12 protein-coding genes and 1 riboswitch are annotated in these 12,622 nt (G+C 65.8%); of the genes, 3 read left to right on the top strand and 9 right to left on the bottom strand.

Annotation, left to right across the window (positions count from 1 at the left end; all coding sequences use genetic code 11):
* Window position 1: 1 nt before the first annotated feature.
* Window positions 2-769, top strand: a complete 768-nt coding sequence (locus tag ACR64R_RS12530; protein ID WP_487361927.1) for a cobalt-precorrin-6A reductase — start codon at window positions 2-4, stop codon at window positions 767-769.
* Here ACR64R_RS12530 and ACR64R_RS12525 read toward each other — a convergent pair.
* From ACR64R_RS12525 to ACR64R_RS12485, 9 genes are all read right to left on the bottom strand, one after another.
* Entirely contained in the window at window positions 733-1,497 is a 765-nt protein-coding gene (locus tag ACR64R_RS12525) for a precorrin-3B C(17)-methyltransferase (protein ID WP_487361926.1), read from the bottom strand. The two genes, ACR64R_RS12530 and ACR64R_RS12525, sit on opposite strands and share 37 nt — an antisense overlap.
* Entirely contained in the window at window positions 1,494-2,243 is a 750-nt protein-coding gene (locus ACR64R_RS12520; RefSeq protein ID WP_487361925.1) for a precorrin-2 C(20)-methyltransferase, read from the bottom strand. The genes ACR64R_RS12525 and ACR64R_RS12520 overlap by 4 nt, the downstream gene beginning before the upstream one ends.
* Window positions 2,240-2,872, bottom strand: coding sequence for a precorrin-8X methylmutase (locus ACR64R_RS12515; protein WP_487361924.1), 633 nt, complete (start codon window positions 2,870-2,872; stop codon window positions 2,240-2,242). Before ACR64R_RS12515 ends, ACR64R_RS12520 begins: the two co-directional genes overlap by 4 nt.
* A 3-nt stretch (window positions 2,873-2,875) precedes the next feature.
* A complete protein-coding gene (cobG, locus tag ACR64R_RS12510; protein ID WP_487361923.1) occupies window positions 2,876-4,213 on the bottom strand; it encodes a precorrin-3B synthase in 1,338 nt (445 codons plus the stop codon).
* The gene (gene cobN, locus ACR64R_RS12505; protein WP_487361922.1) at window positions 4,210-7,575 is read right to left on the bottom strand and encodes a cobaltochelatase subunit CobN; all 3,366 of its coding nucleotides are present in this window, start codon (window positions 7,573-7,575) and stop codon (window positions 4,210-4,212) included. The genes cobG and cobN overlap by 4 nt, the downstream gene beginning before the upstream one ends.
* A 17-nt stretch (window positions 7,576-7,592) precedes the next feature.
* Window positions 7,593-8,630 (bottom strand): cobalamin biosynthesis protein CobW, encoded by a 1,038-nt coding sequence (cobW, locus tag ACR64R_RS12500; RefSeq protein WP_487361921.1) that lies wholly within the window; start codon window positions 8,628-8,630, stop codon window positions 7,593-7,595.
* A 2-nt stretch (window positions 8,631-8,632) separates the two neighbouring features.
* A complete protein-coding gene (locus tag ACR64R_RS12495; RefSeq protein WP_487362427.1) occupies window positions 8,633-9,058 on the bottom strand; it encodes a DUF1636 family protein in 426 nt (141 codons plus the stop codon).
* A 40-nt stretch (window positions 9,059-9,098) separates the two neighbouring features.
* A riboswitch (cobalamin riboswitch) is annotated at window positions 9,099-9,301 on the bottom strand.
* 59 nt (window positions 9,302-9,360) lie between these two features.
* Window positions 9,361-10,083 (bottom strand): DUF6348 family protein, encoded by a 723-nt coding sequence (locus ACR64R_RS12490; RefSeq protein ID WP_487361920.1) that lies wholly within the window; start codon window positions 10,081-10,083, stop codon window positions 9,361-9,363.
* A gap of 55 nt (window positions 10,084-10,138) precedes the next feature.
* Window positions 10,139-11,347: a winged helix-turn-helix domain-containing protein gene (locus ACR64R_RS12485; RefSeq protein ID WP_487361919.1), complete on the bottom strand. Its 1,209-nt coding sequence runs from the start codon at window positions 11,345-11,347 to the stop codon at window positions 10,139-10,141.
* Window positions 11,348-11,680: 333 nt separating this feature from the next.
* Between ACR64R_RS12485 and ACR64R_RS12480 the strand changes: the two genes are divergently transcribed.
* Both ACR64R_RS12480 and ACR64R_RS12475 read left to right on the top strand, forming a co-directional pair.
* Window positions 11,681-12,046, top strand: a complete 366-nt coding sequence (locus ACR64R_RS12480) for an NADH-quinone oxidoreductase subunit A (protein ID WP_140644309.1) — start codon at window positions 11,681-11,683, stop codon at window positions 12,044-12,046.
* A complete protein-coding gene (locus ACR64R_RS12475; RefSeq protein WP_292074920.1) occupies window positions 12,037-12,618 on the top strand; it encodes a NuoB/complex I 20 kDa subunit family protein in 582 nt (193 codons plus the stop codon). The genes ACR64R_RS12480 and ACR64R_RS12475 overlap by 10 nt, the downstream gene beginning before the upstream one ends.
* Window positions 12,619-12,622 lie beyond the last annotated feature (4 nt).

The following is a 12,622-nucleotide window of genomic DNA, read 5'->3' as shown; positions in this document are numbered from 1 at the left end:
GATGACCCACCATATCCTGATCCTCGGCGGCACGACGGAAGCCCGGCAACTGGCGGGGAAGCTCGCCCGCCGAGCGGATTTCTCGGTCATGCTGTCGCTGGCCGGCCGCACAGAGAGCCCGGCCGCGCAAGGCGTGCCGGTGCGCGTGGGAGGCTTCGGCGGCGGCGCCGGGTTGGCGGCCTATCTCCGTGAAGAGCATATCGATCTGCTGATCGATGCCACGCATCCTTACGCCGCCCGCATTTCCGCCAACGCCGCCGAAGCGGCCAGGCAGTCCGGCGTGCCGGTCCTTGCGCTGCGGCGTCCTGGTTGGGAGCCTGTCGCGGGCGATCGCTGGACGCTGGTCGACAATGTCGCTCAGGCGGTCAGTGCTCTCGGTCCGGCGCCGCGCCGCGTGTTCCTGGCGATCGGCCGGCAGGAGGCCGGCGCCTTCGAGGCCGCGCCGCAGCATCGCTATGTGATCCGCAGCGTCGATCCGGTCGAGCCGAAGCTTGCCGTGCCCGACGCGCTCTACCTGCTGGCGCGCGGACCGTTTCCCCAAGCCGATGAACGGGCGCTGCTCGAAAAATATGGGATAGACGCCATCGTTTCCAAGAACAGCGGCGGCGAGGCGACCTATGGCAAGATCGCCGCGGCGCGGGCGCTCGGCATCCAAGTTGTCATGATCCGCCGGCCGGCGCTGCCTGACGTGCCCTCGGCCGAAACCGTCGATGCGCTGGCGGCAAGAGTCGATCATTTTTTCGACCCGGTTGCCGAACGGGGCGTGTAGACCAGCGCGGGTTTTTCGCCTCGCTTGATGATGCGGGTCTCGGGCGAGCCGATGATGATGCAGGTCGACATGTCGGCTTTTTCCGCGTCGGCGTCCGCCAGCAGGAAAACCTCGATGCGCTCGTCGGGCCGGCCGGCGGCGCGGCCGAAGATTACCGGAGTGGTGCCGGGCAGGATCGCCCTCAGGCATTCGAACGCGCGGCCGAGCTGCCAGGGGCGGGCTTTGCTGATCGGGTTGTAGAGCGCGATGACGAAGCCGGCTCCGGCCGCCGCCAGCAGGCGCAGCTCGATAAGCTCCCAGGGCTTAAGATTGTCGGACAGCGAGATGGCGCAGAAATCGTGGCCGAGCGGCGCGCCGATGCGCGCGGCGACCGCAAGCATGGCGGTGACGCCGGGAACGACCGCAAGGTCGATTCCCCGCCATTCCGCCGGCCCGGCCTCGATCGCCTCGCAGACAGCCGCCGCCATGGCGAAGACGCCGGGATCGCCGCCGGAAACGACGGCCACGCTATGGCCCTCGGCCGCCTTGGCCAGCGCATCGTTGGAGCGGGCAAGCTCCTCTCGATTGTCGGAGGCGACGCGAATCTGATCCGGCCGCAGTTGCAGCCGGTCGAGATAGGGCTTGTAGCCATAGAAGAAGGAAGCCTCGGCCACGGCGTTGGCGGCCTGCGGCGTGACCTGGTCGGCATTGCCGGGCCCGAGGCCGATGACGGTGAGGCGGCCGCTCATGCTTTGGCTCCGGGGCGCGCCGACCAGCCGGCGACCAGCACGATGGCGAAATAGGGGGCCTTGTCATCCGGCTTGTCGGCAAGCTGCATGGAAATGCTGCCCGGCATGGTGCCACGCTCGACATAGACGGCCCTGGCCAGCTTGCCGGTCGCTTCCAGCGCGCGGCGGATCTTCGGCAGGTTGCGCCCGACCTTCATGATGACGGCGGCATCGGTGTCGGCGAGTCGGCGGGTCAGCTCGAACTCGCTCATCGTGCCCGGCAGAACGGTCAACACGTCGTCGCCCTGGACGATCGGCAGCCCTGTCTGCGACCAGCAGCCGGACATGGCGGTGATGCCGGGGATGACCTCGGTCGGGAAGCGGTGCGCCAGGCGCACATGCAGATGCATGTAGGAGCCGTAGAAAAGCGGATCGCCTTCCGAAAGCACCGCCACCATCCTGCCGGCGCCGAGATGCCCGGCGACCTGCTCCGCCGACTGCTCGTAGAAATCTGTGATCTGCGAACGGTAGTCCTCGTGATCCTTGTCGATCTCGGTGGTCACCGGATAGAGCAGGGGCAATTCGATCATGTCCGACCGAAAGCGGGCCTCGACGATGGCGCGCGCGTTGCTGTTGTTGCCGCGCTTGGCGAAATAGGCGACGACGTCGGCCTCGGCCAGCGCGCGCGCCGCCTTCAGGGTCAGAAGCTCGGGGTCGCCCGGACCAGTACCGACGCCGACCAGGCGTCCTTTCAAGAGGGCGTTCACAGGCCGGGCCTCGCCAGTGAATTCAGCGCGGCGGCGGTCATGGCGCTGCCGCCCAGCCTGCCGCGTACGATGGCATAGGGCACGCCGTAGGGATTCTCGGCCAGCGCGTCCTTGGATTCGGCCGCACCCACGAAACCGACCGGCATGCCGATGATCGCGGCGGGCCTTGGCGCGCCGTCGCGCAGCCTTTCCAGCAGGTAGAAGAGCGCGGTCGGTGCGTTGCCGATGGCAACGACAGAGCCTGCCATGCGCTCGCCCCAGAGGTCGATCGCGGCGGCCGAGCGGGTGTTGCCGATAGCCTTGGCGATGTCATGCGTAAGCGGGTCGCGCAGCGTGCAGATCACCTCGTTGCCGGCCGGCAGGCGGGCGCGGGTGACGCCATGCGCGACCATCTCGGCGTCACAGAAGATCGGCGCGCCGTCGGCAAGTGCCGCGCGGGCCGCATCGACGAAATCGCTGGAGAAGACAAAATGGCTGGCGGCTTCGACCTGACCGCAGGCATGGATCATGCGGATCGCGACATCGGCCTCGGCCTCGGAGAAACGAGACAGATCCGCCTCGGCGCGGATGATGGCGAAGGAGCGCTCGTAGATCGCCATCCCATCATGGATATAGTCGTAGGCGGCCATGCTTCAGTTCCGTCGATAGAGTTCGGCGATGTCTGCCGCCCCAAGCCTTGCCAGGCAGGCGGCAATGGTCTCGCCGGGATGTCGCGCATCGTGGACCGCCATCGCTATGCCGGCGACCCCGCGCGCGGCGTCATAGCCCGGCCTGTATCCGGCAGGAAGGGCCTTTGCCGTCCCGTCCACGACAAGTCCGGCTCCGTTTTCGTCGCCGACCAGCGTGAGCGCTGCCGGGCCTGGATGCGCGCAGCCCTTGGCGCAGCCGGAAATGTGCAGGATGAGCGAGGCGTCGAGGAGGTCGGCGCTTTGTTTTGCAACGGTTTCGGCGATGGCGCGCGTGGCGATGCGGCCCGAGGCGCAGGCTGGTGTGCCGGGGCAGGCGGCAATGCGGGTGCGCGCGTCGGTGGGAGAGGTGACGAAGCCGAGGGTGGCGGCGGAGGACTGGAGCGAGGAAGGGGCCGAGAGGCCGAGGAAGAGCAGGGCGCGGCCGGGGGCGAAGCGGATTTCGGTGGCGCCGAGGTTCACAGCTTGGGCGGCGAGTTCGATGAGATTCTGTGCCGGCATGCTGCCGAAGGGCAGGGCGATGCCGAGGGCTTGCGTGGTGCCGAGGTTGAAAAGGCCAATCGGCAAGCGATGGCCATCTACCGCGCCAATCCCTGTCCTAACGGAGGGGAGCGCGAAGGAGTGCCAACCTGCGAGAGATGCCAATTGTCGCTCGGACAAATCACGTGTGTGCGCCTCGCGGCCCTTTTCTGCGACCATCCTGAGCGCTGCCACGGCAATGTCGCGTGCTGCATCGGCATCGACCGTTGTGAGGGGTTTTGCACTTCCCGCCCCTCCCGCAACCGCCACGCTCCACTGGACGCCAAAGGTGGTCCGCACTGCGCTCAACCTTACGTCAGCCGTCACCGCGTCCATGGTCAGTTGCCCGCCGCCGTCGACGATCACCGACACCTTCGGCCCAAGCCTTCCCGCCAGCCCGGCCTCTTCAATCGCCACTGCGACCAGCTCAGCCAGCGGTCTCGGATCCGCGGTCTCCTGCGGATCGATCCCCGCCAGCGGCCCGAACTCGACGGGGACGCCGCTACGCACCGCGATGCCCAGGGCATCCACCTCGGCCGCCAGCAGCCGCGCGCTTTCCGTCGTCAGGCCCCGAATCTGCAGGCTGCCGCGCGCAGTCACTTCCATGATGCCGTTGCCGTGGCGCAGCGCGGATTCGCCGAGTCGGATCAGCAAGTTGGGCGCAAGCCCTCCAGTGACCGGATTGAGCCGCACAAGAAGTCCGTCGCCGGTTTGCATCGGCGCGCTCAGCGCAGGGCAGGCGCCGCGTCGTGAAAAGGCGTTCATGCCGCGACTCCCTGCGCCTCGGCGATCAAGGCCGCGAGATCGTCGTCGATGGAATTCCGGAGTGGATGCCAGAGCCCGCGACGGCGCGCAGCGAGGAAACGCTCGGCGATGACCTTCGCGGCGGCGGGGTTCTCGCGCAAAAGGAAAGCGCGGACGTCGGCGTCGCCGATATAGGCGTCATGCACGGCCTCGATCAGGGCGCCGGGAATGGCATGGGTGGTTTCGGCGAAACCGACCAGGCGGTCGACCGTTTCGGCGAATTCCGAGGCGCCGCGCGGGCCGTGGCGCATCTGGCCGGCGATGAAGCGCGGATTGACGGCGCGTGCACGCACCACGCGAGAAACCGCTTCGCCGACCGAACGCGGCCTCGGCTTTTTCGGATCGGTCGTGTCGAGCACGATCACGTCGGCATTCCTGCCGAGTGCCGCAAGCGCTGCCGAAAAGCCGCCGATGAAGGCGACGTCGGCCGAGCCTTCGAGAATGTCGCGGCCCGGATCGTCGCCGGTGTGAACTAGGAGGTCAGCCTCGGCGATGCGGCCCTCGAAGGCGCCGGGCGCCGACACCGCCTCGCCGTCGGCGCCGCCATAGGCATGCGAGGTGGCGTCCAGATAGGCGCGGCCGATCTCCTCGCGCGCGCCCCACTCCCCGCGCGACAGCAAATCCTCGACGCCGGCGCCATAGGTGCCGGGCGAGGTACCGAAAATGCGCGGACCGATCTTACCTTCGGCGCGTGTAGCGGCGGCAAGCGGATTCTGGGAATCGTCCTCATCGCGGCCGGCGACGGCGTTGGCGGCGGCGTCGATCAGCGCGATCTGGGTCGGGAACATGTCGCGGAACAGGCCGGAAATGCGCCAGGTGACGTCGATGCGCGGGCGGCCGAGCGTGGCTGGCGGCAGCACCTCGATGCCGGTGACGCGGCCGGTTGCGGCATCCCATTGGGGGCGGCAGCCCATAAGCGCCAACCCTTGCGCAATTTCCTCGCCGCCGGTGCGCAAGGAGGCGGAGCCCCAGAGATCGATGACCAGCGAGCGCGGCCAATCGCCGTGGCTCTGCATGTAGCCGCGCACCACCTCCTCCGCCGCGGCATGGCCGAGGTCGTAGGCGGTCGGTGTCGGCATGGTGCGCGGGTCGGATGTGAACAGATTGCGGCCGGTGGGCAGCACATCGGCGCGGCCGCGCGCCGGCGCGCCGGCCGGTCCGGCCTTGATGTGGCGGCCTTCGAGCGCGGCAAGCAGGGCTGCCTTCTCCGCATCGGCGCTTTGCCGGCGCAGCGGATCGGCTTCGTCCGCCGGTGCGCGACCGTAGACATGCAGCCCGTCCTTGACGGCGAAATCCTTGAGGTCGCAGAGCCAGGCGTCGATGCGCCGCAGCGCTTCATCGGGCTGATCGGTCTTGGCGACGCCGGCTTCCGAGGCCAGCCCTGTTTCCCGCGCCGTCTCGACGATCAGCTTTGCCAGGCGATCGCGGCGGCGTCGGTCGAGCCCGTCGGCCTGGGCATACTCATCCACCAGCCGCTCGAGCGTTTGTTGCGCCTCGTCGAGGCCGGCGGCGGTCAGTGGTGGCGGCAGGTGTCCGAGCGTGACAGCCGAAATGCGGCGCTTGGCCTGCGCCGCCTCGCCGGGATTGGACACGATGAAGGGGTAGATGACCGGCAGCGAGCCGGTGACGATCTCCGGGAAACAATTGTCGGAGAGCGCGACGGTCTTGCCCGGCAGCCATTCCAGCGTGCCATGGGCGCCGACATGGATGATGGCATGCACGCCAAGCGACTTCTGCAGCCACAGGCCAAAGGCGATCAGTTCGTGGCGTGGGGGCAGCGTCGGGTCGTGGTAGTCGGAGCGGCGGTCGGCCGAACGGCCGCGATCGGGGGCGAGCGCCACGGTGATGTTGCCGAAGGTCGCGGCGCGGAAGGGGAAGCGCGTTTCGCCCGCTGGCTGCGAAGGCTCGCGTCCTGTCGCGCCACGTTCTGCCTTGCCCCAAGCGGCTTCGACCGCCGCCGCAGCTTCCGCCGGCAGCCCCTTCGAGAAGAACTGATAGTCCGTCAGCGAGAGCTGAACGCCGCCCATCTCCAGCGCATCCAGCAACGCGCGCGGCGATTGAGGAATCCCTTCAACCGCATAGCCCTGTTCCTTCAGGTCATGCAGCATGGCAAGCACGCTGGACGGCACATCCAACCCGACGGCGTATCCGGTCCGGCCGGGCGCACTCGGATAGTCCGGAATGAGGATCGCAAGCCTGCGCTCGGCTCGCGGCGTCCTTTGCAGGCGGATAAAGGCAGCGATGCGCCCGGCAACCTGGGCGACGCGATCCGCTTCCGGCCGGTTCGCAAACGCTCGAAAGGCCAGCGCCGGATCGGTTTCGACCTCGCCCTTGAACGAGATCGCGCCCGCCAGGATGCGGCCGTCGAGCTCGGGCAGCACGACATGCATGGCGAGATCGGCCGGCGCCAGGCCGCGCTGGTTCTTTTCCCAGACCTCGCGCCGCGTTGTAGCGACAATCACCTGGAAGACGGGCACGGCGGCGCGGTCGAACAGGGTTTCGGCGCCAGGTTCCGCGCCGGACGCGAAGGCGGTTGCGGTGACAATGGCCGATGGCGTCAGCGAGGCGATCGCGTTCTCGACGAATGCGAGAGACGCCGGGTCCTTCAGGCTGGACACGAAGATCGGCACAGGGGCTACGCCTCGCGCATCTAAGGCCTCGGCCAGTGCGTCAATCGGCGCGACGTCCGCGGCAAGCAGCATCGACCTGTAGAAGAGGATGGGGACGACGGGAGAGCCGACGGTTGAAAGCTCAGGCTTCTCTACGGCTCCGATACCTGGCTGATAGTATCCCGCCCTCGGCACGCCGACCGGCTCGGCCGCCGCCGTCTCCGATCCGGCGAGCCTTGCCAGCCTTCGCACCAGCGCCGCCATGTTCGCCGGGCCACCTTCGCGGAAGTAGCCGAGCAGGGCGTCGAGTTCTGCGCGCGGCAAGGTCGATGCCTCGATCAGGCGCTGGTCCTCGTCATGGCTTTCGCCGGGCAGCAGCGCCAGTTTGATGCCGCGCTGGTGCGCGACCGCGGCGAGCTGGTCGCAGCCGTAGCGCCACCATTCATAGCCGCCGAGGATGCGGACGAGGATGACCTTGGCATGGCGGGCGACGCTGTCGATCCACAGGTCGACCGACATGGGGTGGCGAAGGTCGCGAAGGGGCGCCAGCCGCATCGACGGCAACCGCGCGGCATCCGCTTTCCAGGCTGTGGCCAAACCTGCGAGATCGCTGTCGGTGAAGGACAGGGCCACGACATCCGCAGGCGTCTGCCTGAGGTCGATCGGCTCGGCGAGATTATCGAGCGAAGCGGACGTGGTGGCGAGGATATGCATTGCGGTCTGGATTTGCCTCAGCCGGCAAGGATCTGTTCGATCGCCGGGCGGTTCAGGCCCTTGAGGCCGATGACGACGAGCCGCGAGCGGCGGTCGTCATCGGCCGTCCAGGCGCGGTCATAGTAATGGTTGACGCGAGGGCCGACGGCCTGCAGCAGGAGCCGCATCGGCTTGCCGCCAACCTCGACGAAGCCTTTGACGCGCAACACGTTTTCCTGCTCGGCGGCAAGGGCGACGCGTTTGGCCAGTTCATCTGGATTGGCGATCGACGGGATGTCGATGACGAAGGAATCGAAATCGTCATGCTCATGGTCGAGCTCGTCGTCGTGATGGGTCTTGCGGTTCTCGATGTCGTCCTCGACGGCAAGGCCGAGGCCGAGCAGCACGGAAGGGTCGACCTTGCCCTGCGTGGTCGGTACGACCTTGACAGCGCGCGCCACATGCTCGCCGATGACGGCGTTGGCGCGCGCCGAGCCGGCAGCGTCCATGAGGTCGCTCTTCGACAGGATGATCAGGTCGGCGCAGGCGATCTGGTCCTCGAAAACTTCCTCGACTGGATCGTCATGGTCGAGCGAATCGTCGGCCGCGCGCTGTGCCTGCAGCGCATCCATGTCGGAGGCGACGCGACCGTCTGCGAGCGCCGGGCCATCGACGACGGCTATGACCCCGTCGACCGTGACGCGGCTCTTCACCGTCGGCCACTGGAAGGCCTGGACCAGCGGTTTCGGCAGAGCGAGGCCTGAGGTCTCGATCAGGATATGATCGACCTTGGGCGTGCGCGACAGGATCTGGTCGAGCGCCGGCACGAAATCGTCGGCGACCGTGCAGCAGATGCAGCCATTGGCGAGTTCGACGATGTTTTCCTCCGGGCACGCGTCGACGCCGCAGCCTTTCAGGATTTCGCCGTCGATGCCGACATCGCCGAACTCGTTGACGATGATCGCCAGCCGCTTGCCCTTGGCGTTTTCGATTAGGTTGCGGATCAGTGTCGTCTTGCCGGCGCCGAGGAAGCCGGTGACGACGGTGCAGGGCACGCGGGAAACGGAGGCGGTCATGGTCAGTCCTTCAGCATGTCGAGGGGTGGGATGCGGGCAACGAGGCCGCGCTTGAGGGAATCGGGCCGACCGCGCCAGGGGATCAGGCCGTCGGTCGAAGTCGCGAAGAGTTTGGCGCCGGTGACGAGGTCGGCGCCGCTGGCGGTACCCAGATCGCCGAAGACGTAGCTCCAGCAACCGTCGCGCAGCAGCGCGGCGCTCAGCCGGCGCTTGCAATTGCCGAGGCATTCGACGGTGCGGATGCGGATGTTTTCGGCCGATGCGGCGCGGCGCGTGTCTTCGGCCAGCAGCGCGCCGGCGCGCGGATGCGCTTCCGAGCCGGTCTCGTCGCGGCAGGAGGAGCAGACGATGACGGTTACACCGGCCAGCGTGTCGGGCTCGGACGAAATATCCGCACTGTTTGCCGGGAAACTGCCGTTGCGATCCAAAACCATGCTCCTTGCCCGGAAAACCCGCCGGGCATTCGGATACCTAATGTCTCAGACGGCAGGTCTCCTGGCTTGCGGGTCGTCGCCCTGAATGCCGCCTTCCCGGGAATACCCCAGTGGTTTTCGGCCGAGGCTCGTCGCTCACAGTTGCGGGGACAGCCGCGGATTTGGGTTTTGACCCGCACCGCATTCCCTCTTGGCCCCTGCCGTTGCGGGTAGGGGACCGTCTGGAGCGGATTTAGGCTTTTGCAGGCGGTAGTGTCAACGCGCGGCTACGACACCGCGATGTCGGCCAGTTGCAATCAGCGCCGCAAAATTTTCTTGCCGAGCTGCGCCCAACGGCTCGCCGCAACCGGTCTGTCTTCCGGTAACGCAAGAATGACCTGGCGCAATGCCTGGTACCTATCGCCGTGCTGCCAGTCCCAGCCGACGAGTAGTTCCTGGGCCTCCGGCCATGTTTCGTTATCCAGCAGAACTTCCTTGCCTACAAGTTGTCCGCCGTGGCTTGCCACGAATACCCGCGCAAAATGACTGCCGGGGCGAACGGTTGTGGAGAACAGTTTTTCCAGCTGGGCGTAGAACGCCGGAAATGTCCGGTTAAGCGTGCATTCCGTCACGGCCTGAGTAATGACGGGCCCACTATACACCTTCCAGCTGGCATCGTTTCGACGCCAGAATTCGATCTCGGCTTGCATGTTCTCGCAAACATGTTTCGCCAAGCCCTCGATCAGCACGTGAAATACGCCGATCAGAAACTTTCCAAATGCCTGGACTATCGCCTGTTGACGCGTTTCGCCCATCCCAACGAAGGATTCGATAACAGGCTGAGATCCAAGCAACGGTGAGAAGATGTGGATTTCGACGACAAGCCAGGTTGTTGCTTCCCGCTGCTCTCTGTCGAAAATCTCGGCCTCAAAGCGAAGGTCCTCCAGCTCAAGCGTCACATCGTTCTGTCCGCGGACGGCGCCGATCTCATGCGCAATCAACGCCTCGTGAATCAGGTCGAGAACCTCTTGCGACGCCATCCTTCGAACTTAGGCCGACAAAACCTTGTCAGACGACTGTAGCCTTTCGCTGATGTCAAGAGCGCTCGGCAGCGGCAACGCTGAGCAGCGCCGGTCCGAGGTCGCCGGCAGGCGTCACTTCGATCGCCTCAAGGCCGAGCCATGCCTGCATCTGCTGCAACTCGTCGAAGAGCTGGGCGGCGGTTTCAGGCGGTGCGCCTGCTTCGGCATAGGCTGCGTGGACGCGCAGCACGCTGGCCGGACGGTCGGCCCTGAGATCGACGCGGGCGACGATCCGGTCGCCGAGCAGGAAGGGCAGCACGTAATAGCCGTACTGGCGCTTTTCGGCCGGCGTGTAGATCTCGATGCGGTAGCGGAAGCCGAAGAGCTTCTCGGTCCGGGTGCGCTCGAAGACGACGGGATCGAAGGGTGCGAGCAGGGCGCGCGCCTCGATCCGGCGCGGAATTCGCGCGTCCTTGTGGAGATAGGCAGTCCTGTCCCAGCCTTCGACCTTCACCGGCAGCAATTCGCCCGTTTCGACCAGTTCCTCGATGCGATCCTTCGTATCGCCCGGTGCGAGGCGGAAATAGTCGCGCAGATCGCCGTAGGTTGCGATGCCGTGGGCGCGGGCCGAGATGCGCAGCAATTCGCGATGCGCGTCCTCGACCGGGGGTACGGGCAGGTCGAGCACCGCCTGCGGCAAAACGCGCTCGGGCAGGTCGTAGTAGCGCTCGAAGCCGCGCCGGTACGCAGTGGTGATGCGGCCGGCCCAGAACAGCCATTCGAAAGCGTGCTTGGCTTCGCTCCAGCCCCACCAGCCGCCATTGCCCTTGTGGCCCTCGATGTCGGACGCGGCGATCGGCCCGCGATCGACTACCTCCTTATAAATCTCGTCGATCATCGGCTTGCGCTCACGGCCCCATTTGGCGAGGCCGAGATACATCTCGTCGCCCTGCTCGGCGCGCTGCATGCGCCAGCGCATCAAAGGGTAGGTCTCGACAGGCAGGAACGACGCCTCGTGCGCCCAATATTCAAAGACTGCGCGCTTGCGGCTGACTGCGGCGTTGTCGAGCAGCGCAAGCGGGTAGGGGCCGAGGCGCGAATAGAGCGGCATATAATGGGCGCGCACCACGGCGCTCACGGAATCGATCTGCAAGAGGCCGGTTCGCGACAGCACGCGGGTTAGGTGGCGGCGATCCGGAACGCCGCCGGGGCGAGGATCGTTGAACCCCTGTGCTCCAAGCGCAATGCGCCTCGCCATGGCGAGCGAGATTTTCTCCTTCATCAAGGTGTCCTTGCCTCGATCATCCGTTGGATTTTCAGCCGGTGATTCCGGCCATGCTAGCAGGCAAATGGCGGGATATATGTCAGGAGATAAAAGTGGAGTGAAAAATGAAGGAAATCAAACAGGATTGGATCGGACCAGTTTCTTGCGATGAGGCGTCCAGAGCCGCGATTTGAACAAGGTTTGACTTGCGTCACCGAAACCGCTGCGCTAACCCATCGCCGCAATGCAGCATGGGCCTCCTAAAACGGTTCAGCGGTTAACTGTCACGCTTCCGCATTAGGGTTCGTTGCTGTAATCAAAGTGAACTGCCCGCCTAAGGAAAGCCGCCGCATGAGCGCACTCCTGAGTTCATATCTGCCGATCGTTCTTTTCATCGCCGTGGCGCTGGTCGTCGGTCTGGCGCTCCTCATAGCGCCGTTCCTGGTGGCCTACCGCAATCCCGACCCGGAAAAGCTCTCGGCGTATGAATGCGGGTTCAACTCGTTCGACGACGCCCGAATGAAATTCGACATCCGCTTCTACCTGGTGTCGATCCTGTTCATCATCTTCGATCTCGAGGTCGCCTTCCTGTTTCCATGGGCGGTGTCTTTCTCGAAGGTCGGCATGCTCGGCTTCTGGTCGATGATGGTGTTTTTGGCGGTGCTGACCATCGGCTTTGCCTATGAATGGAAAAAAGGAGCGCTGGAATGGGATTGAACGACAGTTCAGGCACCCTCGTCGCGCCGAAGCCCAAGGGCATCATCGACCCCAATACCGGCAGGCCGGTGGGGGAGGACGATCCCTTCTTCCTGCAGATCAATGACGAACTGGCCGACAAGGGCTTCCTCGTCACCTCGACCGAAGCGCTCATTACCTGGGCGCGCAGCGGCTCGCTGATGTTCATGACCTTCGGCCTCGCCTGTTGCGCGGTCGAGATGATCCACACCTCGATGCCGCGCTATGACTCGGAGCGTTTCGGCGTCGCGCCGCGCGCGTCTCCGCGCCAGTCCGACATCATGATCGTCGCCGGCACGCTGACCAACAAGATGGCGCCGGCGCTGCGCAAGGTCTACGACCAGATGCCGGAGCCGCGCTACGTCATCTCGATGGGCTCCTGCGCCAATGGCGGCGGTTACTACCACTATTCCTACTCGGTGGTGCGCGGCTGCGACCGCGTCGTGCCGGTCGACATCTACGTGCCCGGCTGCCCGCCGAGCGCGGAAGCGTTGCTCTACGGCATTCTCCTTCTGCAGAAGAAGATCCGCCGCACCGGCACGATCGAACGGTGAGTCG

The sequence above is a fragment of the Mesorhizobium sp. MC2-1-1 genome (genome assembly GCF_057597255.1).
This window is presented reverse-complemented; position numbering and strand designations above follow the sequence as displayed.

Coding starts and splice junctions, on each gene's coding strand:
- ACR64R_RS12530 (WP_487361927.1), top strand. CDS start 2: ATGACCCACCATATCCTGATCCTCGGCGGCACGACGGAAGCCCGGCAA.
- ACR64R_RS12525 (WP_487361926.1), bottom strand. CDS start 1,497: ATGAGCGGCCGCCTCACCGTCATCGGCCTCGGGCCCGGCAATGCCGAC.
- ACR64R_RS12515 (WP_487361924.1), bottom strand. CDS start 2,872: ATGGCCGCCTACGACTATATCCATGATGGGATGGCGATCTACGAGCGC.
- cobG (WP_487361923.1), bottom strand. CDS start 4,213: ATGAACGCCTTTTCACGACGCGGCGCCTGCCCTGCGCTGAGCGCGCCG.
- cobN (WP_487361922.1), bottom strand. CDS start 7,575: ATGCATATCCTCGCCACCACGTCCGCTTCGCTCGATAATCTCGCCGAG.
- cobW (WP_487361921.1), bottom strand. CDS start 8,630: ATGACCGCCTCCGTTTCCCGCGTGCCCTGCACCGTCGTCACCGGCTTC.
- ACR64R_RS12490 (WP_487361920.1), bottom strand. CDS start 10,083: ATGGCGTCGCAAGAGGTTCTCGACCTGATTCACGAGGCGTTGATTGCG.
- ACR64R_RS12485 (WP_487361919.1), bottom strand. CDS start 11,347: ATGAAGGAGAAAATCTCGCTCGCCATGGCGAGGCGCATTGCGCTTGGA.
- ACR64R_RS12480 (WP_140644309.1), top strand. CDS start 11,681: ATGAGCGCACTCCTGAGTTCATATCTGCCGATCGTTCTTTTCATCGCC.
- ACR64R_RS12475 (WP_292074920.1), top strand. CDS start 12,037: ATGGGATTGAACGACAGTTCAGGCACCCTCGTCGCGCCGAAGCCCAAG.